At 33.5% G+C, this 20087-nt stretch carries 21 protein-coding genes; 17 read left to right on the top strand and 4 right to left on the bottom strand.

The annotated features are described in order from the left end of the window. Window positions 1–48: 48 nt before the first annotated feature. The 9 genes from KJI70_00605 to KJI70_00565 all read left to right on the top strand — a co-directional run bounded on the left by KJI70_00605 (window position 49) and on the right by KJI70_00565 (window position 10735). Window positions 49–1086, top strand: coding sequence for a hypothetical protein (locus KJI70_00605; protein ID MCP6718035.1), 1038 nt, complete (start codon window positions 49–51; stop codon window positions 1084–1086). Window positions 1087–1112: 26 nt separating this feature from the next. Continuing rightward, window positions 1113–2198, top strand: a complete 1086-nt coding sequence (locus KJI70_00600; protein ID MCP6718034.1) for a DUF4215 domain-containing protein — start codon at window positions 1113–1115, stop codon at window positions 2196–2198. A 32-nt stretch (window positions 2199–2230) separates the two neighbouring features. Beyond that, complete coding sequence (locus tag KJI70_00595) at window positions 2231–3199, top strand: hypothetical protein (GenBank protein ID MCP6718033.1); 969 nt, start codon at window positions 2231–2233, stop codon at window positions 3197–3199. Continuing rightward, window positions 3156–4403 (top strand): cohesin domain-containing protein, encoded by a 1248-nt coding sequence (locus KJI70_00590; GenBank protein ID MCP6718032.1) that lies wholly within the window; start codon window positions 3156–3158, stop codon window positions 4401–4403. Before KJI70_00595 ends, KJI70_00590 begins: the two co-directional genes overlap by 44 nt. A gap of 15 nt (window positions 4404–4418) precedes the next feature. Further along, on the top strand, window positions 4419–5777 hold the full coding sequence (locus KJI70_00585; protein MCP6718031.1) for a cohesin domain-containing protein: 1359 nt from the start codon (window positions 4419–4421) through the stop codon (window positions 5775–5777). Beyond that, entirely contained in the window at window positions 5774–7201 is a 1428-nt protein-coding gene (locus KJI70_00580; protein MCP6718030.1) for a cohesin domain-containing protein, read from the top strand. The genes KJI70_00585 and KJI70_00580 overlap by 4 nt, the downstream gene beginning before the upstream one ends. Window positions 7202–7237: 36 nt before the next feature. Next, window positions 7238–8542 carry a cohesin domain-containing protein gene (locus KJI70_00575; protein MCP6718029.1) on the top strand — a complete coding sequence of 435 codons (1305 nt, stop codon included), beginning with the start codon at window positions 7238–7240 and terminating at the stop codon, window positions 8540–8542. Beyond that, window positions 8543–10276 carry a cohesin domain-containing protein gene (locus KJI70_00570; protein MCP6718028.1) on the top strand — a complete coding sequence of 578 codons (1734 nt, stop codon included), beginning with the start codon at window positions 8543–8545 and terminating at the stop codon, window positions 10274–10276. A gap of 123 nt (window positions 10277–10399) precedes the next feature. After that, window positions 10400–10735, top strand: a complete 336-nt coding sequence (locus tag KJI70_00565) for a hypothetical protein (GenBank protein MCP6718027.1) — start codon at window positions 10400–10402, stop codon at window positions 10733–10735. Window positions 10736–10811: 76 nt separating this feature from the next. On the opposite strand, the gene KJI70_00560 is transcribed toward KJI70_00565, so the two are convergent. The 4 genes from KJI70_00560 to KJI70_00545 are packed head-to-tail and all read right to left on the bottom strand — an operon-like array spanning window position 10812 to window position 13515. Then, on the bottom strand, window positions 10812–11372 hold the full coding sequence (locus KJI70_00560) for an elongation factor P (protein ID MCP6718026.1): 561 nt from the start codon (window positions 11370–11372) through the stop codon (window positions 10812–10814). Between the two features lie 7 nt (window positions 11373–11379). After that, on the bottom strand, window positions 11380–12048 hold the full coding sequence (locus tag KJI70_00555) for a hypothetical protein (protein MCP6718025.1): 669 nt from the start codon (window positions 12046–12048) through the stop codon (window positions 11380–11382). Continuing rightward, window positions 12045–12344, bottom strand: coding sequence for a hypothetical protein (locus tag KJI70_00550; protein ID MCP6718024.1), 300 nt, complete (start codon window positions 12342–12344; stop codon window positions 12045–12047). Before KJI70_00550 ends, KJI70_00555 begins: the two co-directional genes overlap by 4 nt. 1 nt (window position 12345) lies before the next feature. Further along, complete coding sequence (locus KJI70_00545; protein MCP6718023.1) at window positions 12346–13515, bottom strand: hypothetical protein; 1170 nt, start codon at window positions 13513–13515, stop codon at window positions 12346–12348. 80 nt (window positions 13516–13595) lie between these two features. Between KJI70_00545 and thpR the strand changes: the two genes are divergently transcribed. The 8 genes from thpR to KJI70_00505 all read left to right on the top strand — a co-directional run bounded on the left by thpR (window position 13596) and on the right by KJI70_00505 (window position 20061). Next, window positions 13596–14153, top strand: coding sequence for an RNA 2',3'-cyclic phosphodiesterase (gene thpR / locus KJI70_00540; GenBank protein ID MCP6718022.1), 558 nt, complete (start codon window positions 13596–13598; stop codon window positions 14151–14153). 8 nt (window positions 14154–14161) lie between these two features. Continuing rightward, window positions 14162–15457, top strand: coding sequence for a UDP-N-acetylmuramate--L-alanine ligase (locus KJI70_00535; GenBank protein MCP6718021.1), 1296 nt, complete (start codon window positions 14162–14164; stop codon window positions 15455–15457). Between the two features lie 46 nt (window positions 15458–15503). After that, window positions 15504–15800, top strand: a complete 297-nt coding sequence (locus KJI70_00530; GenBank protein ID MCP6718020.1) for a hypothetical protein — start codon at window positions 15504–15506, stop codon at window positions 15798–15800. Window positions 15801–15951: 151 nt separating this feature from the next. Continuing rightward, window positions 15952–16203 (top strand): hypothetical protein, encoded by a 252-nt coding sequence (locus tag KJI70_00525; protein ID MCP6718019.1) that lies wholly within the window; start codon window positions 15952–15954, stop codon window positions 16201–16203. A gap of 93 nt (window positions 16204–16296) precedes the next feature. Next, window positions 16297–17100 carry a hypothetical protein gene (locus KJI70_00520; GenBank protein MCP6718018.1) on the top strand — a complete coding sequence of 268 codons (804 nt, stop codon included), beginning with the start codon at window positions 16297–16299 and terminating at the stop codon, window positions 17098–17100. 129 nt (window positions 17101–17229) lie between these two features. After that, window positions 17230–18069 carry a histidine decarboxylase, pyruvoyl type gene (locus KJI70_00515; GenBank protein MCP6718017.1) on the top strand — a complete coding sequence of 280 codons (840 nt, stop codon included), beginning with the start codon at window positions 17230–17232 and terminating at the stop codon, window positions 18067–18069. Further along, on the top strand, window positions 18069–19718 hold the full coding sequence (locus tag KJI70_00510) for an ATP-binding protein (protein ID MCP6718016.1): 1650 nt from the start codon (window positions 18069–18071) through the stop codon (window positions 19716–19718). Before KJI70_00515 ends, KJI70_00510 begins: the two co-directional genes overlap by 1 nt. Continuing rightward, window positions 19675–20061, top strand: coding sequence for a response regulator (locus tag KJI70_00505; GenBank protein ID MCP6718015.1), 387 nt, complete (start codon window positions 19675–19677; stop codon window positions 20059–20061). Before KJI70_00510 ends, KJI70_00505 begins: the two co-directional genes overlap by 44 nt. Window positions 20062–20087: the final 26 nt, after the last annotated feature.

Genomic DNA, 20087 nt, shown 5'->3' with positions numbered 1-20087 from the left:
TAGTTCCATGTTAATTTTATATTGACTTGGCTATTTAATTTAAATGAAATGAAAAAACCACTTATTCTTATAGTTTTTATTATTTTGGGTTGCAGTATTTTTATTTCAAACTCTTACGCCTTAACTGTCTCTCCGGCAAAAGTTGAATTTTCAGGTGATCCAGGAGATGTAATTTCTGGAACAATTACTTTAATTAATAGTGGAAACCGTGACTCAACTTTTTATTCTTCTTTTGAGAGTGTTGAAACGCAGGGGACTTGGGGAGATCCAGTTTTCACTGGAGAAGTATCAGGACTGGCTTCGTGGATTGAAGTTTCTCCTTCAGAAGTGCATTTAAAGATGAAAGAACGAATAAGAACTTCTTTTACTATTAGAATTCCTGAAAATGCAAATGCAGGTGGTAATTATGCAGCTATTTTTTGGGGAACTTCTTCTCCAAAAGGATCTGGTGACGGCAGTGTTGGAATTAGCAGTAGAATAGCAATATTGGTCTTGCTTAATGTTTCAGGAGAAGTAATTGAAGATGGACAAATTAAAAACTTTCAAACCAATAAAGAATTTTTTAATTATTTGCCAATTGATTTTAGTTATCTATTAAAAAACAATGGAACTGTACATTTAAAACCTGAAGGAAAAATAACAATTAAAAATATTTTTGGCAAAGCAATATCTGTTCTTTCAGCTAACCCAAATAAATATTATGCATTGCCAGGAGCTGAAAGAGCATTTTCTATTACGTTAAATGCAGAAAATCCTATTGATAAAGCGGATGCGCAGGGATTTTTTGAAGAATTAAAAAAAGAGAAAAATAGCCTTGGATTTGGTTATTATCGTGCTATTTTAGATATAGAATTTGGGAAAGAGGAAAAAAGCGCTCAAGACAGCTTAAGTTTTTGGATTCTTCCTTGGAGGTTGATGCTATTAAATTCTTTAATTACAATAATAATATTATTTATTATTTTTCAAGTAATTAAGTGGTATAATAAATGGATATTAGCTAAAGCTGGGATGCAAATAAAAAGAAGAGAAACAACGAAAACAAAAAAAAGAATAGTAAAAAAGAAGAAAGCAATGGGCATAAAGTAACTCTTCAATTTTAAAGAGAATGAAAAATGAAAAAATGGCTAAATTTATTTTTAATTATTTCAATACTTAGTTCTGTACTTTTAATATTGGCTTTTAGCTTTGACTCCGTTCAAGCCCAGAGCGGAGTTTCTATTAGTGCTAAGATATTAGGGGTATGTGGAAATGATATTCTTGAAATAGAAGAAGAATGTGATGATGGAGTGAATAACGGAGAATACGGTTTCTGTAAAAATGATTGCAGTGGTTTAGGTCCTCGTTGTGGTGATGGGATTATTCAAGACGGAGAAGGAGAGGAATGTGATGACAGTAATGCTAATTCTGGCGATGGTTGTAGTTCTACTTGTTTAATAGAGCCTCCTCCGCCAACTCCACCTGGACTTCCTTATCCAAGAGAGCCAGTGACCAAAGTTATTCTTCAGGGAAAAGCTTACCCATATGCCTCAATTTTCACATTAAAAGATGGAAACATAATTGCTACTGCACGAGCTGATTCATTAGCTGCATTTAAAATAGAGATTAATAGTCTTACAGGCGGTACTTATACTTTTGGACTTTGGGCTGAAGATAAGGCAGGAAGAAAATCCATTACTTTTTCTCTTACAGTAACTATTTCTCTTGGCATGACAGTAGTTATTGGTGATATTCTTATTCCTCCTACTATTAAGATAGAGAAAAACCAGCTTGAAAAAGGAGAGTTATTGCATGTTTCAGGCCAGACTGCTCCTCAAAGTGAAATAAGTCTTTATCTTAAATCTTTGGATACCCAAGAGACTATTATAAATAAAGTTAAAGCTGACCAAAGAGGAGATTACACTTTTTCTTTTAACACCTCTTTACTAGACGAGGATTCTTACTATATCAAAGCCAGTGCTTTGTCTCCTGAGGGGCTTGTGAGTAGTTTTTCCCATGCTTTAGAATTTGTAATTGGTGAAGCAATAGTGCCAGCATTTTGCCCTAGAGCTGATTTTAATAAAAACGGAAGGACCAGTCTTGTTGATTTTTCTATTCTGCTTTATTGGTGGGGGAAATATGACGCTTGTGTTGACCAAAATAAAGATGGGATTGTTGATTTAATTGATTTCTCAATACTTATGTATTGGTGGACAGGATAAATTAAGAATTAAAAACAAATTTATCATAATTCATGACTCGTAATTCATTATTCATACTTCTACTATTATTATTTTTCCCCTTATCAAGTGGGGCAGCTATTTTATATCTAGAACCGTCCAGCAGTGGATATTATCAAGGCGACACCTTTATAGTAGAAGCAAAAATAGATACACAAGGAGAGTGTATTAATACAGTGAAAGTTGAATTAAGTTTTGCCAGCAATGTTTTAGAAATTAAAGATTTTAGTCAAGGAAATTCATTGCTTTCTCTTTGGGCAAAGGAACCAGAATTTTCTAATGAAACAGGTTTAGTTTCTTTTTCAGGCGGGATTCCAGGAGGATATTGTGGTGAGTTAGCTGGTGATCCTGGAACAAGTAATCTGCTTGGAAGAATGATCTTTCAGGTATATCAAACTCCATTAGTAAATAAACCAATTTCTACCAAAATAGAATTCTCAGAAAATTCCTATGTGTTGCTTCATGATGGATTAGGCACAAAAGCTTCTCTTATTACAAATGGAGCGCTTTTAAGCATATTGTCTGGAATACCAGAGTTTCCAAGACAAGAGTGGCAGGAGCTGTTAAAAGGTGATGTTACTATTCCAGAATCATTCCTAATAATACTTGAACAGAGCCCTGGTGTTTTTGAAGGTAAATATTTTATTACATTTTCTACTACTGATAAACAAACAGGTATTGCTCATTATGAAGTTCAGGAAGGAGAAAGGGAATGGAAAAGAGCTGACAGCCCCTATTTGCTGGAAGACCAGGGATTAAATGATACAATAAGGGTAAAAGCAATTGACAAAGCAGGTAATGAATATATTGCTGAACATATTCCAGTAATTAAAAAGAATAAAGCTTTGTTTTATTGGATAATTACTTTTAGCATTCTCATTGGAGCAGGACTGATATGGTTAAAAAAGAAAAGACAACATAAAGATTCCGCCTTGTTTCATGATGAGTCTGCTTCAAGAAACCATTATGAAGAAGGTGAATAGTAAATTATTGTTGTTTGGTGTTTTACTCTCCTGGGTTTTGGGATTTCCTCAAGCTGTCCAATCAAACAGTGCTCAACTTTATCTTTCTCCTTCGTCAGGCAGTTTTTTAGTGGGCAGTACTTTTAGTGTTTCTATTTTTATTAATACTGAAAGTAATGAAATCAATGTTGTTCAAACTGAATTGAAGTTTCCTCCAAACATCTTGCAAGTTACATCTCCTACTGCTGGCACTTCTTTGATTACTGAATGGATTACTCCTCCCAGTTACTCAAATGAAAGAGGAATTATTAGTTTTCAAGGAGGGATCCCAGGAGGCATCAGCACTTCTGCTGGTTTGGTTTCTTCCATTACTTTTAGAGCAGTAACTTCTGGAACTGCTAGAATTGAATTTACAGAATCATCAAAAGTGCTTTTAAATGATGCCAAAGGAACTGATATTTTAACCAGCACTATTAATGCAAAATACCAGATTCTAATTCCTCCGCCAGAAGGTCCTGAAGTTTTTTCTCCAACTCATCCTAATCCAAATGTTTGGTATTCAGACTCAAGCCCAGCTTTTTCCTGGGAAAAAGAAAGCAGAGTAACTGATTTTTCTTGGAGTTTCGACCAAAATCCTAGTAAAAGACCAGACGGCATTTCAGAAGGAAATGAAGGCCAGGTTTCTTTTACTGATGTCTCTGATGGAATATGGTATTTTCATTTAAGGCAAAAAAAACAAGGAGTCTGGGGACAAACAAGTCATGTTCAGATTCGCGCAGATGTTAATACTCCAAAGGAATTTAAGCCTGAAGTTAAAAGCTATAATCGTTTGGTTAGCTACCAGACATTGATTTATTTTGAAACTAGCGATGATTATTCAGGCATTGACCATTATGAGGTGGGTTTGATTGATTTAAGTGTGCCAGAACCATCCCGGGTATTTTTAACAGAAGAAACATCACCTTACAAAGTTCCTTTCAAAAAACCTGGTAAATATAATGTTATTATTAAAGCAGTAGATAGAGCAGGGAATATAAGGGAACAGGAAATCAGGTTTAGGTTGATGACCCCTCTAATAACTCATATTGAAGGCAGTGGTCTGGAAATCAGAGGAACTCTTTTTTCCTGGTGGTTGGTTTGGCTTTTAACATTTGTTTTATTAGGCGGAGCAGGTGTTTTAATATGGTGGCTGCGGAAAAAATATACTAAGAAAGGTTATCCATAACTCTCAAATTAAAGAATGAAAAAAAGCATTATTACTTTATTAATATTTACTTTTGTATCAGCAATGATTGGTATGGTGCCCATAATGGTTAAAGCTGACACTGCCACTTTATATCTTTCTCCCAAGAGCGGCACTTTTTTCATGGGAAGCACTTTTAATGTATCTATATATATAAATACTAAAGGCGAAGAGGTTAATGCAGTAGATGTGGATTTAACATTCCCTCCAGACATAATTCAGGTTACTAGCCCAGTCAGTGGAGAATCTTTTGTTTCTCAATGGCTTTCTCCTCCAACTTATTCTAATGCCACAGGAAAGATTTCTTTCAGAGGAGGAATGCCAGGAGGAATTACTACTTCTGCAGGATTGATTTCAACCATTACTTTCAGGGCCAAGATGCCTGGGAAAGCGAATATAGGATTTTTAGATTCTTCAAAAGTTCTGCTTAATAACGGGAAAGGCACATCAATTTCTCCTATATTAATTGGAGGCAGTTATCAGATTTCAGTACCACCTTCAGAAGGACCAAGGCTTTTATCGACATCGCATCCAGATCTTGATGTCTGGTATCAGGATAATAACCCTTCTTTTAATTGGATAAGGGAGTATGGCATGACTGATTTTAGCTTTAGTCTTTCTCAAAATCCGCAAGAAGAGCCAGATGAAGTATCTGAGGGAGACATTAACTTTAAATCTTATGCAGATGTTGCAGACGGCATCTGGTATTTTCACTTAAGGGCTAAAAAGTCAGGAGTTTGGGGTAAGACTAGTCATTATATAATAAAGATAGATAATAATCCGCCTCAAAGTTTTAATCCAGAGATTGATACTTATTCCCGCTTTATTTATTTTGAAACCAAAGATATTTATTCAGGCATAGACTATTATGAAATTAGTTTGAGAGATCTTAGAGAGCCTGAACTTTCACAGCCTTTTTTTACTGAAGCTGTTTCTCCTTATAAAATTCCTTATGAGAAATCTGGAAGATATAACATTATTGTCAGGGTTTTTGATAAATCAGGCAATTTAAGACAGGAGCAAATTACTTTTCGATTGATTAGTCCAGTTCTTTCTTACATTGAAGGTAAAGGACTTCAATTCAAAAACTTTCTTCTTCCACGGAGTTTAATTTATGCAATTGGATTTGGGATTGGGTATTTGGTTGTAGCGGCCTATAAGAGAAGAGGTAAGCTTGGATTTAAAAAAGCGACAAAAGAAATTGAAGAAGCTTTGTCTGAAATTAAAAAGATTGAAAAAAGAAAAAGAAAAACAGAAGAAGCTACAGAAGAATTTGCAGAAGAGTTTGAAGAAAAAAAACAAGAATTGGAAAAGAAATTAAAGGAAAAAGAAAAATCATCACAAGAAGAAAAATGAAGCAGAATTTTATATTAGAAAAAACAGGAAAGCTTATTAAGATTATAGCTTTGTTTATCGTGGTCTTTCTATTAGGAGCTTTTTTAATCAAACCAACAAAAGCAGAAGGAGAAAGTGCTTCTTTGTATCTCTCTCCTTATCAGGGCACTTTTTTTGTTGGCACTACTTTTGATGTTTCTGTTTTTGTAAATACTGAAGGAAGCAGTATTAATGCTGTTCAAGTAGATTTAGAATTCTCACCAGGTCTTCTTCAAGTTACCAGTCCAACTGCTGGCTCTTCTTTTATTTCAGTTTGGGCTGACCAGCCGTTTTATTCAAATAAACAAGGCATTATTAGTTTTAAAGGAGGCGTGCCTTCTCCTGGAATCAAAACCTCAGCTGGTTTGGTGTCAACAATTAGTTTTCGAGCCAAAGCTCCAGGAATAGTTACCATCTCATTTTCAGATTCTTCAAAGGTTTTACTGGCTGATGGAAAAGGCACAAATATTCTTAAAAGCACTGCTATTGGAAACTATACTTTAGTACTTTCTCCGCCTGAAGGACCCAAGCTTTTTTCGCCCACTCATCCCAGCCTTACTACTTGGTATAAAAACAATAACCCAAGTTTTTTTTGGAGTACAGAACCAGGAGTAACTGATTTTAGTTATAGTTTAGACCAAGACCCTCAAGGAATCCCAGACAATATTTCTGAAGGTAAAGAGAATTCAGTTACTTTTAATGATGTTAAAAATGGAATCTGGTATTTTCATATAAAAGCAAAAAAAGGAGGTGTTTTTGGAGGAACCACTCATTATCCTTTGCATATTGATGCTATCCCTCCTCAAGAATTTAAAATTGATATTGAAACAATAGGCGGGGTAACTGGATCAAGATTCTTCGCTTATTTTTCTACTGATGATTTGCTTTCTGGCATTGATTATTATGAAGTTAGCATAGTTGATCTTTCTGATTCTAAAAGTGAAGCCAATCCATTTTTCATAGAAGTGGTTTCACCTTATAGAATTCCGTTTGAGAGGGCAGGGAAATACGCTATTATTGTTATGACATATGATAAAGCTGGAAATTCCACTGAAGCTAAAACAACTTTAAATATTGTTAATTCTTTTATTTTTTACGATAGTCAGGGATTAAGGATAAGGGATTTATTCTTTCCTTGGTGGTTAGCTTATATGATATTATTGATAGGTATTGTTTCGGGAATTTTAATATATCAGCGTAAGCAAAGAAAAGACTTGTCAGTAAGATTGCGCAAAGAAGTAGAACAAGCTGAAAAAGAGATTGAAGATGTTAAGAAATTAGAGGAGAAAATCCGTAAAATAAAGCCTGAAGAAGGAAAAGAAGTAGAAGAAGCAGAGAGATTAGCAAGAAAATTAAGAGGTGAAAAACCTCCTTTCAATAATAATGAATCAAATAAAGGAATTTAGCAGACTTTAGAGTATGCTATAATTATATTATTAGCGATGAAAAAATCATTTTATATAGTATTTATTATAATATTTTCCTTTTTCGTGCCTTTTGTCGTTAGTGCTGAAGGTGCTTCTTTGTATTTCTCTCCTAATATTGGCACTTTTTTCATTGGAAGCACTTTTAATGTTTCTATTTTTGTTAATACTGGAGGAAATGATATTAATGCCGTAGAAGTAGATTTGAAATTTGATCCTAGAAAACTTCAGGTAGCTAGCCCGGTTGCTGGAAAATCATTCATTTCAGTCTGGATTGCTCAACCCACTTATTCTAATATTGAAGGAACTGTTTCTTTTCAAGGAGGAGTGCCATCTCCAGGAATCAACACTTCTTCGGGATTGGTTTCTACAATTACTTTTAGAGTCATTTCTCCAGGAGAAACTTTTATTGAATTCTTAGATTCTTCTCAGGTTCTTTTAGACGATGGCAAAGGAACTAATATTTTAACTTCAATGGGAGAGGGCTTTTATAGTTTAAAGATTCCTCCGCCAGCAGGACCAAAAGTATTTTCTTCTACTTACACTGACCAAAATAAATGGTACAAAAACAATAATCCAGCTTTTGCTTGGCAAAAAGAAACAGGAGTAACTGATTTCAGCTATAGTATTGACCAGAATTTTCATACAGTACCAGATAATATTTCTGAGGGAAGTCATGCGTCAGTTTCTTACGTCGATTTAGAAGATGGAATATGGTATTTTCACATAAAAGCCAAGAAAGGAGGAGGTTGGGGAGGGGTTACTCATTATCTTGTTCAAATAGATACAACTCCACCAGCCATTTTTAAACTTAGCTTTGAACCTACCCCCAACTCACCAGTTACTGCTGCCAGAGCGCCAGTTGTTTCTTTTATTACTACTGATGCTCTTTCTGGCTTAGATCATTATGAAATGAAAGCAGTTAATCTTAGAAAAACTGTTCAGAACAAAGAAGCCAGTTTCTTTGTAGAAGTGAATAGTCCTTACCGGCTGCATAATCTTGACTTAGGAGAATATGAGATAGTAGTAAGAGCCTATGACCAAGCTATGAATTGGCAGGATGCTTCAGAAAGAATAGAAATTATTCCCAGCACAAGATTATTTTACATTTCAAAAAGCGGGATAAGCATATTTACTATTTTCCTTTCTTGGTGGAAGGCGATTCTGTTTCTTGTTCCTTTATCAATCTTCATTGCCATAAATATCTCTCGCTGGTGGAAAAGCCATAAATACATTTATAAAAGGATGGATGTTTTAGATAAAGTTAAGACTGAATGGAAGAAAAAAGAAGAAGAATTAAAAAGAAAAATACATAAAATGTAGATGATTAAAAATATTAACAAATGTAAAAAAAGCATAGTCAGTATTGTTGTTTTTCTTCTTGGTGTTGTTCTGGTGCTGGTTTTAGGTGTAAGAATAAGCCAGGCTGTTGAGGTTAAAGGATCTTCACTTTTTCTTTCTCCTGGCAGTGAAACTTTTAAATTAGGAGATAGTTTTTCTGTGGAAGTGAAAATCAAGACAGGAGATATCCCTATTAATTCTGCTCAAGCTGTTATTCATTTTCCTGCTGATACACTAGAGGTGTTAAGTATTTCCCAAGATGATTCTGTTTTTGCTCTTTGGCCAGAAGAACCAGCTTTTTCTAATTCTGACGGTACAATTTCATTTGCTGGAGGGTTGCCGCATCCTGGTTTTCAGCAAATAGGAAACATAATAACCATAAACTTTAAAGGGAAAAAACAAGGAATAGTTCATATTGCCTTTGGTGAGGGTAAGATTTTAGCTGATGATGGAGAAGGAACAAATGTTTTACTCTTTCTTAAGGAAGCTAAGTATTTTATTCAACAAACAACAGTTATTTCTCAATCTGAATTAGAAACTGCTCCTTTGCAGATTTTTAGTCCAACCCATGTCCAGCAAGACGAATGGTATAACAACAATGACCCTTATTTCCAATGGGTGTTAACACCTGACACTACTGGAGTTAGCTTCTTGTTAGATCAAAATTCAGAAACCATACCTGATACTAAATCTGAAGGTTTGATTCAATCTAAAACCTATAAAGGAGTTGCTGATGGTGTATGGTATTTCCATCTTAGATTAGAAAATGAAACAGAATGGACTCAATCAGTTCATTATAGGATTCAAGTTGACAACCTGTCGCCTTATCCATTTGAAGTGACAATTGATAATAAAGGAGATGTTACTAATCCTGAACCAGACTTGTATTTTGAAACAGATGATGACGTTTCAGGAATCAGTCGTTATGAGCTTAAAATTGGAGAAGGAGACTTTTATAATGTGCTGCTTGCCCAGATTAATCCTTTTTCTATGCCTTTTCAGGTTCCAGGCAGTCACAGAATCATAGTCAGAGCAGTAGATAGGGCTGGTAATAGCGCTCAAGCAAATACTTTGGTTGACATAGAGCCTATTGAAACTCCTGTTATTAGTGTCTGGCCGGAAAAATATATTGCTGGAGAAGAAATATTCTATCTTGAGGGCCAAGCGCTGCCTGAAGTTAAGATCATAATTTCTTTGGAAAAAAATGGCCAAAATGTGAAAGAATGGTACAGCAGAAGCAATCAACTAGGAGAATGGTCTTTTTCTACAAAAGAGCTAGTCCAGTCAGGCATTTATTCCTTATCAGCTAAAGTACAGGATGAAAGAGGAGTTTTCAGCAATGATTCAGATGTTCATAAAATTGAAGTATCATTAAGCGGCATATCCTTAGGCATATTCACAATTTCTTTTAAAAGCATAATTCTGTTTTTATCTTTATCTTTGTTCCTAGGATTTCTTTTTATAGGATACCTTGTTTATAATGTCGGGCAGACAAAAAAGACGTTGCGAAAAGAGACTCGGGAAGTAAGAAAGAGCGTTCTTCGAGGATTTGAATTGCTAGAAAAGGAGGTTGAGAGTCAAATTGAGATGTTTGATTCACGGTCTGGTTTTAATAAAAAGGAAAGGAAACTTTACGATGATTTAAGAGAAGACTTTAAAATTGTTCAGGATTTCATTGGCAAGGAGATTGAAGACATAGAAAAAGAATTAGAATAAACGATATTTTAATAGTAGTTAAAATTATCAGCCCGCGCTTGTTCACTGGCTTAAGTAATATTGACAAAATAGTACAATAGTTGTATACTTTATTTGGATGGCTAATACCATCTGGCGATAAAAATGAAAGAGAAAACGAAAGAAGATATCTTTATAGAACAGCTACAAAAACAAGCAAATCAATTGAGAAAAACTCTAAAAGAAAGTCCAGATTTCTTTGAGAAGTCCGAAATCAGTGTTGGTGAGGCACTGGGCATAGATGTAACTATGAAAATGGTTGAAGATCAAGGCATAGGAATGAATAAGCAAGAAATTCTTTCCGAGTTTGCTAAAAATCATCTTAGTGAACTATCCATCAATACCCTAAATATTATCATGTTGATAGTAAGGGGCCTGGATGTAGGACCAGTTGAAAAAGACATTTTTTTAGAGCTGATTAAACAACACTTTACTCTGTAAATAGGGTAGATTAAATAATTTATAGGAAGCAATAATATATTGCTTCCTCTTTCCATTTTGGGGTTTAAATTACTATTTACTCAATCCTTCTTACATACTCTTTACTCTCAGTATTCACTTCAACAACATCCCCAGTTTTTATAAAAGAGGGGACAGTGATTTTAGCTCCAGTTTCTAAAACAACACTTTTATTCCCAGATTGAGATTCTCCTTTTACGCTTGGCGGAGCTTCTTTGACTCTTAAGTTCACTTTAATGGGCAGGGAAATATTAATTACTTCATTATTAAAGACTAAAGCTTCTACTATAGAATTTTGTGTTAAAAAAATTACTTGTTCACCAATCTGGCCAGCTGTTAATTCAAATCTTTCAGATGGATTATCTTTTTTAGTGAAGACAAATTTATCTTTATGAGAATAAATGAATTTTACTTCTAATTTTGAAATTTCAGGTTCTTCTAAAGAATCTGAAGGATGAAATGTTTTAGAAACTACATTCCCTGTTTTTAAATTCCTTAACTTGGTTTGCAAAACAGAGGAGCCCCTAGCTTTTACAGTAGAGTTTGCTTCTATTATTTCATATGGTTCTTTATCTATAATAATCCTTGATTTTCTTTTTAATTCTGAATAAGAGAGCATAATTCTATTATTTAACAATACGCCATTCAATTTTTGATTCTTGATCAGCAAATTCAAGCCAATCGCCGTTTCTATCAATAACATACCACTTTTTTTTTGTTTCTGACCAGATCATTGGATCGTTTCTATAATATGGTTTTTTGACAATTTCTTTTGGTTTTAATCTATCAAGTTCCAGCCATTTTTTAAAAACTGTTTCAATCGCATAATCTAAATTCCTAGATTTTGCCCATCCGGCCACTTTGGAAATTGCAGCTTTAGCTTTTTCCACAGAACCTGCTAGTGTCAGAAGTTGTTTAGCCGGCTTAGTGAAGCGGGAGTAAACTATTTTTCTTTTTTTAGCGTTTTTTTTAAGTTCTGCTAAGCTCAGTCCTTTGGTTTTAAAATAATGAGTAATAATTTGTCGAATGGTTGATTTTTCTTTTAGCTCTTCATGATATTTAATCCTTTTCTTTTTTAAATATTCTTCAATTTTTTTGGCAATGCTTTCCCCAATACCTGGAATCTTTTTAATTCCCTTAATTCCTTGTTTCTTATAAATTTGGGAAATATTTTCTTTCAGGTCCCCTAAAGTCTTGGCAGCCTTTCTATAAGCTTTAGGTTTATAAGCTACTCCCTGAATATCTAATAAGTCTCCTATCTCGTATAATATTTGAGCTACTTTTTTATTAATCATTCTAATAAAGCTTGTTTTATTCTTTGAGCTTCTTGTTCTATAACTTTGCCTTCATAATCAGCGCCGTGAGCTGGAGCGCCTTTGTATATAGGTTTTTTTTGATCTAAATGTATATTAAAAACCATTTCTTTTTCATTGATTATTAAATAAATATGAAATCTTGGATAACCGCCTCTTTCAAAAGGTTTAACAAGATTATACTCTTGCTTGTCAGTTTTGCCCAGATACTTATATCCGATCTTTCTAAGCAACATAGCAAAATTGTATTTATTCTTATTTTTAATTGAAAATCTCATATTAAGCCAGAGACCCCCTTATTTTTTTTACAGCATTAGTTCGCCACTCTTGATATTGCTGGAAGGTTAATTCATTGCCATTTTTTATTTGATGAATTAAGTCACTTTGGAAGTTAGATTTTACTGATTTACCCATTAAAGCTAAAGATCCTGAGCCACCTCCATAGCCTATAATACAGATATTTTGATTGTTTTTAGCTTGCTCTAAAGCGGAAATTAAGGAAATAAAAACAGAAACTGTATAGCAATTTCCAATATAGGGGTTGTAACGAAGCCCGGGTCTTACTTTTTGCTGAAAGAATGTCTGAAAATCCAGAGCTTTTCTCGTCCTGTCTAATATTTCTTTAAATTTAGTAAATAACTGAGGATTAATTAAACATTCTTTTAGCAGATCTAATCCGCTTTTGTATTTTTCATAATACCAGAGCGCTGCTGAGGCCCAGACAATCATTTTAGGAAATGGAGTATGCATAACAATATGGTCGGCTGTTTTTACTATTGAATCACATCCTTGATTTTTTGTTTTGTAGTCATTAGTTGCTTTAATGATACATTTTATAAAAGCTGGTTTTGTTAGAGGACCATCAACTTTTGGAAATGGAGCAGTGTTAATCGGCACTCTAAAGTCATTTATATCTTTTGAATATTGCCCAATGTTTTTAAAGTCTAATATTAATAGTTTTGGGTTTTGTTCAATCCTAATAGCTACTGCTCCTGCCCCTTGAGTAACTTCTGCTTTTTCATCTTCATAAACTGAACGGTCTGCTGCTATGACAATAGCAGGTTTATTGTGGGCAACAGTATATTCACATGCTAAAAGCAATGCCTGGACTCCTGAAAGACAGGCAAACTTCAATTGAAATGGAACTGCAGTAAGATTAAGGTTTTTAATAGTTGTTATTCCTATTTCTGCTTTGGAAATATCATAGTCTGATTCAGTTGCAATAAAAAACCTATCAATGTCTTGATGGTTTATTTTCTTAAGCGCTCTGGTTATTAGCTGTTCTAGAGAGGTTTGATAGGGGATTCTGGCTTGAATAAGGCCAAGTCCTCCACTTACATACTCTTTGGACAGACTGCCTTGTTGAGCTATTTTTTCCACGCCAATATGCCATTTTGGAATGGAAACAGCTATCTCACTTATTCCTACCTCTAAAAGTTTTTGTTTCATGTGTTTTTTTATTTTAGACTATTTAGAAAGATTCATCAATTATAGCTTTATTAAATTTAAACCTGTGTTATAGTAAAATTATGCGCCACAGACTCTTTATTGCTATTAATTTGCCTGAAAAAGTTAAAAACAAGCTTAATGGTTATAGTTTAAAATACCAGGAATTGCCAGCAAGATGGACAAAAAAACAAAATATTCATATTACTTTGCTTTTTTTAGGTTATGTTCAAGAAGATGAAATATCTGAAATACTAAAAAATACAGAACAAGTTGTTAAAAATCATAATTTTTTTTCCTTAACTTTAAATAAAATCTGTTATGGTCCGCCTAAAAAAACACCAAGAATGATTTGGGCAGTAGGTGAGATATCAGAGCAATTGGGAGAATTACGAGCGGATTTAGAAAATTCATTGTCTAATCTTTCTTTTAAAAAAGAAAAAAGAGCATATAGTCCCCATATAACTTTAGCTAGGTTAAGGCAATGGGAGTTTAGAAATATTGAGCCAGAAGAAAGACTGCAGATTGAACAAGGCATTAATTTAAGTTTTGAAGTAAACTCAATTGAAATAATGGAAAGTCAATTAAAACGAACTGACGCAGAGTATTCAGTGATGCAATCATTCCCATTAAAACCATAAGCTTTGCTATGAAAATTCATTTTATTGGAATTGGTGGAATTGGAGTATCAGCTTTAGCTAAATATTATCTTGAAAAAGGCCACAATATAACTGGTTCTGATTTAGGTTCAACAGAAATCACTGATTGGTTTGAAAAAAGAAAAGTAAAGATTTTTATAGGAAAGCATAAATCTGAAAACATGGCTGATAATATTAATTTAGTAATTTATAGTCCTGCAGTACCAGAAAGTAATCCTGAACTTGAAAAAGCTAAAAGAAATGGTTTAAAGATAATGACTTACCCTCAAGCTCTTGGAGAGTTAAGTAAGAAATATTTTACTATAGCTATTACTGGAACTCATGGGAAAAGTACAACAACTGCAATGATAGGTTTGTTATTGATTGAAGCAGGCTTGGATCCAACTGTGATTGTGGGAACAAAGCTTAAAGAATTTGACAACTCAAGCTGTAGAGTGGGAAATTCAAAGTATTTAGTTATTGAAGCTTGTGAACATTTTGAATCGTTTTTAAATTACTATCCTAATATAATTGTTTTAACAACAATTGAAGCAGATCATTTAGACCATTATGGTAATTTACAAGGCGTTTTAAATGGATTTAAAAAGTTTATTGCTAATTTAAAAGAAGATGGAATTATAGTTGCAAACAAGGATGATGAAAACATTCATAAGATTGTTGAAGAAGCAGATTGGTATTCTTTAAAGGATAAAGAAGCTGTAGGGATGAAAGATGTTCTGCAGATTCCTGGCGATTTTAATGTTTCTAATGCTTTAGCGGCTTTAAAAGTTGCAAGAATTTTAAAAATTAAAGATATAGATTCTCATAAGGTATTGTCACGATATAAAGGATCTTGGCGAAGATTTGAAATTACTGAAATATTAAACCCTAAACCATATACCCTAATTGACGATTATGCTCATCATCCAACAGAAATTAACCTTACTTTAAAAGCAGCTCGTGAGAAATATCCTAAAAAAAAGATTTGGTGTTTTTTTCAACCTCATCAATATCAAAGAACTCATTATTTATTTGATGATTTCATTGAAACTTTTAAAAATGCACCAGTAGATAAATTGATTATTACTGACATTTACGATGTAGTTGGCAGGGAAGATGAAGAAATAAGGGAAGAAATAAGTTCTGAAAAATTAGTTAAAGCTGTAAATAAAGACTCTGTGATTTATATTGCAAAAGAGAAGATAATCGAATTTTTAAGGCAGAATTTAAATGGACAAGAAGTTATTATAATTATGGGTGCTGGCAACATTTATGATGATGTGAGTTTAAAGCTGAAGGGCGGATAAAGGGGCGGAAGCAGGATTTATTGACAAAATTATTAGTTTTGTTATCGTGATAAATTCTAAGTTCTTTTGTATATCAGGAGGTGATAGAAAAATAGGAACCAATAATCTGGATTTGTTTTTCTTATCAGGATTAATCCTGATAATTGTTGGGATATCCATCATGTCTTTTGGTGAGCCAGCAACAGCAACTTGGGATATAGATATCCCGCAAGACACAAATAATGAATACAGCCATCACATCCAGATGGGATTAGGGATGGTTGTAACTGGATTAATATTTATAATGTTAGCAAGTCCTTTGTCGCAACACTATAAAGAAGAACAAATTCCTCCAATAGCGTGATTTATATAGTTTTAAAATTTTAAAGCTTAAAATCACGCATTTTTTTTATTTATATCCTAATATTATAGACACATTGACAAAATTGTTATCTCTGTTATTATAATAAATCTTAAGTTCTTTCAAGGAGGTGATAGAAATAAGAGAGAAAATAATGTTGTTTCTTTTGATGTTAGGTTTGTTCCTGATAGCTGCTGGTTTGGGCTTAATGATTTTTGGTGAGCCAACAATAGTAGAGTGGAATATAGATATTCCACCAGATAGCGAACCAGCAACTACCCAATATGATACCCACATCTTGGGAGGATGGGCACTCATTATAATTGGGCTCGTTCCCTTGCTTCTGTCTTTCATAATCTTTCTGGATCGTGATACAGAAGAAAAAGTTATTCAACATTCGGCGTGATTTATATAGTTTTAAAATTTTTTAAAGCTTAAAATCACGCACTTTTTTATTTTAACAACCATGTTGACAAAAATAAATTTATTTGTATAATCAATGCAGTATGCAACGATGTTGCATGTTGAAAAAGAGGTAATGAAAATGAAATACTGGATAATACGAAAGTTCTTACGGCTATGGACCATAAGGATAAAAATAAGAGAACGAGGCGGATCTTCAATTCAACCCGAAGAAAATCAAAGATACTATAGTTACTTTTCCAAAATTATTCCTGAAAATATGCTGAAAGCTCTTGTTAAAGCTTATCAAAGTGTATTTCTTGAACCACCTTGGGAAGAAACTTGGGAAGAGGTTGAAACAAGAGAAAAGATAGAAAGAGACATCACTGGAGAATCCGAACCTGTTCTTACTATGATGGACGGTAATCCTGAAAATCCTATTGCTGGATTCAGTTGGGGGTCTCTAATTGAGACTGGCAGTGTTGCAGAAAGAATTAAAGCAAGCCTGTTAATGAAAGCTGAATCAGTAGATGAACAAAAAATTCAAAGCATAGAAACTTTATTGAGGGAAAAAAGTGATAAAATCCTTTTCTATGATGAATTTGCTATTTTGAAAGAGTTCAGAGGCGGGATAGACCCAATCCGTTTTCTTTTCAGGCCTGGCCTGGAGATGGCATTTGAACAAGGAGTGAAACAGACTATTTTTTGGAGCACTCCAGAGTCGAATATCGTTCCTCTGGCAATCTTTATGGGGTTCAAGCCAATAAGAAAGATTGAAGTTGGCGGAAAAAAGATAGTTTTTCTTTACAACGCTGATTTCAGATCAGTATTAAAGATTGCTCAGAGCGTGACAACAGCAAAGGTCAAGAGCGTTATGTCAATAGCTTCTCGTTTCTCATAACATAATTAGCCGGAAATTGCTTTCCGGCCCTTTTTTATTTTATTGCTTGAATTTTATTAATGTTATATAATTTAATATAATAAATTTCTCTAGATTAAATCAGTAAATTGGAATTAATTGAGATTATCTATGAAAGTTAGTTTTTCGGAAAAGAAAATATTAGAATCAGCTATCTCTCCTTTTGAGCAATATTGTGCAGGATATCCAGGCCAAGACAGCTATTTAACTGCTTTAGTTGTGGGGATAGAGAGTTTTAAGCAGGTATTTAGCCATCCTGGCTCAAAAAAACTTGATTCCATATTAGCTTATGACAAAGCAGAAGTTAGCAGTGCTTATATCGGTCAGATAAATATGAGCGTAGTATCTTCATTCTGCGGACCCCAGGGTTTAATTTGGGGCTATGATGTTGCAAAAAAGGAAGGCATAGGATTGCCTTCTTTTTTGTCGGAAAAAAGCCTTAAAAAATTTGGTGGAATAAAGATTAAGAGTGGAGAAAATTTAAGAGAAGCAGCTCAAGCGCTTTTTGGCACCAATGACAAGCGCCACTTTCCACTTTTACCAGGCACTCATGTTCCTTGCGCTGTAAAGTCCTATTATAAATCAGGCCCTGCTTATTTATATGGAACAGTAGCTATTGGAATACCTGAAGATAGAAGTAGTGCTGCATGCTTGTTCATGGAGGATGTTGGAGAAATAATCACCGAAGAACAGAATATAGACGCTATTAAAGAAAGAGTTTATTTCAATACAGTTCAGAGCATTATAGAAATAGGAAAAAATCAGAGAGTAAAGTATAAAGAGATTTTTGTAGATCTTGTATCAAAAAAAATTAACAAAGGGGATATGGGTTGCGTTTTGGTAGCCATACCTTATTTTCAACTAGCTAAAAAAGCTTTTAATAAAGAGTTAACTGAACAGAGTATATCAGAGTGGACTGAGAAAAGCAGAAAACATTTTTTACATAATTAATGTCCATAACAGAGAGCTTAACTTACTTTATATCAATTTTTTCTAATTTTTTATTAGCTGGTTTTGTATTATTAAAAGGCAGAAAGGAAAAAGTAAATAAAACTTTTTTTCTTAGCGTAATATCTGCAAATGCTTGGTTGATTTCTCTTTTTTTATACTACAGCCTTGAAAGTCCTCAATGGGTGTTGTGGCTGGGAAGAATTAATTTTGCAATGGTTATTCCAATTTTGTACTATTTATTGAAATTCGCAGTAGTTTTTCCTACCGAATCTCTTTTTGAATTCAAGAAGATAAGTAAGTATCTAATCCCCTTGTTTTTGGCTCTTTTTATCCTGACAACTTTTACGCCGCTGGTAGCTAGCGAAGAGATCATAATTGGACCTGGACAACGAGAAACTGTTTACGGGCAATTATATAACCTTTATGTTATCAATTATTCTCTGATTTCATTTTTTGTTGGAGCTGTCTTGTTTTTAAAACTGAGAAAATATGACAAAACAATTGAAAAGCTTCAGATTAAGTATGTGTTAACAGGTTTAACAATATCTTTAATCTTTGGTTTTACTACTAATATTGTATTTCCTTATCTTGGTTTTTTTAATATTGCCAATTATGGTCCATTAGCCACTATTATATTTTCTATTTTTGTTACTGTTGCTATTGCCAAGCACCATCTTTTCCAAATTAAAGTAGTTCTTGTTGAGCTTTTTGTAGTGGTAATAGCGCTAATTTTACTTGTTCAAGCTTGGGTAAATGAAATTCTCTGGTTAAAGGTTTTAAATTCTAGTGTTTTTATCCTATTTTGTATTTTTGGTTATTACTTAATTAGAGCTACAATAGACGAGATAAGAAGAAGAGAGCAGATTGAAAAGATAAGTCAAGATTTAGAAAAAGCATATAAAGAGCTTAAAAAACTTGATATTGCTAAATCAGAGTTTATTTCTATTGCATCTCATCAATTAAGAACTCCTTTAACAGCTATTAAGGGCTATGTGTCGTTGATAAAGGATAAGACTTATGGAGAATTTCCATTGAAAATGAAAAAACCTTTGAAAAATGTTTACACTTCTGTCGAAAGATTAATAAAATTAGTTAATGATCTTTTAAGCATTTCAAGGATTGAGTCTGGGAAAATGGAGGTGGCAACAGAAGAATTTGCTTTAGAAGATTTAATTAGTAGTATAATAATAGAGCTTAAAAACTTGGCCAGAGCAAAAAATCTTTATTTAAAATGGGAAAAGCCAAAAACAAGACTAGAAAGAGTGTTGTTAGATAGGATGAAAATAAGGCAGGTTATTTTAAATATTATTGATAATGCAATTAAATACACTGAAACAGGGGGAATAACAATAGAATATGCTCAAGAAAATGGTGCTTGTGAAATTGAAATTTCTGACACTGGGGCAGGCATGACTAAATCAGAATTAGACAAACTTTTCAAAATCTTCTCAAGGGGGTCTGCTGGCAAAAGAACATGGGTAGAAGGCGCTGGATTGGGATTATACATTGCAAAAGAATTTGCAGAAATGCATAATGGAAGTATTAGTGTTAAAAGTTCTGGAAGGGAAAAAGGTTCTGCTTTTAACATAAAGATTCCTATTAAATATGAGCAAAGGAAAATCTTTAAAAAAGAAAATACTGATCGTTGAAGACGAGAAAGTATTAGCAGAAATGTATTATGATACATTTGTAAAAGCTGGTTTTGAAGTTATTTCAGCTATTGAATCAAAAGAAGCGCTTGAAATTACAAAAAAGGAAAAACCTGATTTAATTATTCTTGATCTTTTACTTCCTAGGGAAAGTGGGTTATTTTTTTTAAAATGGCTTAAAAAAGATCTTGAAATTGCAGCAATACCAGTAATTGTTTTTACAAATTATGATGGAGTAGAGGCAAGAAGAAAAGCAATTGACTTTGGGGTAAAAGATTATCTTATTAAAGCAGATTTTACTCCCAAACAGTTTGTTGAAAAAGTAAAAAAGTATTTGAAATGAAATCAGCTTCAGTTTATTTGCTTTTT

The sequence above is a fragment of the Patescibacteria group bacterium genome (assembly GCA_024238995.1).
Taxonomy (GTDB): Bacteria; Patescibacteriota; Minisyncoccia; order Minisyncoccales; family JANBVM01; genus JANBVL01.
This window is presented reverse-complemented; position numbering and strand designations above follow the sequence as displayed.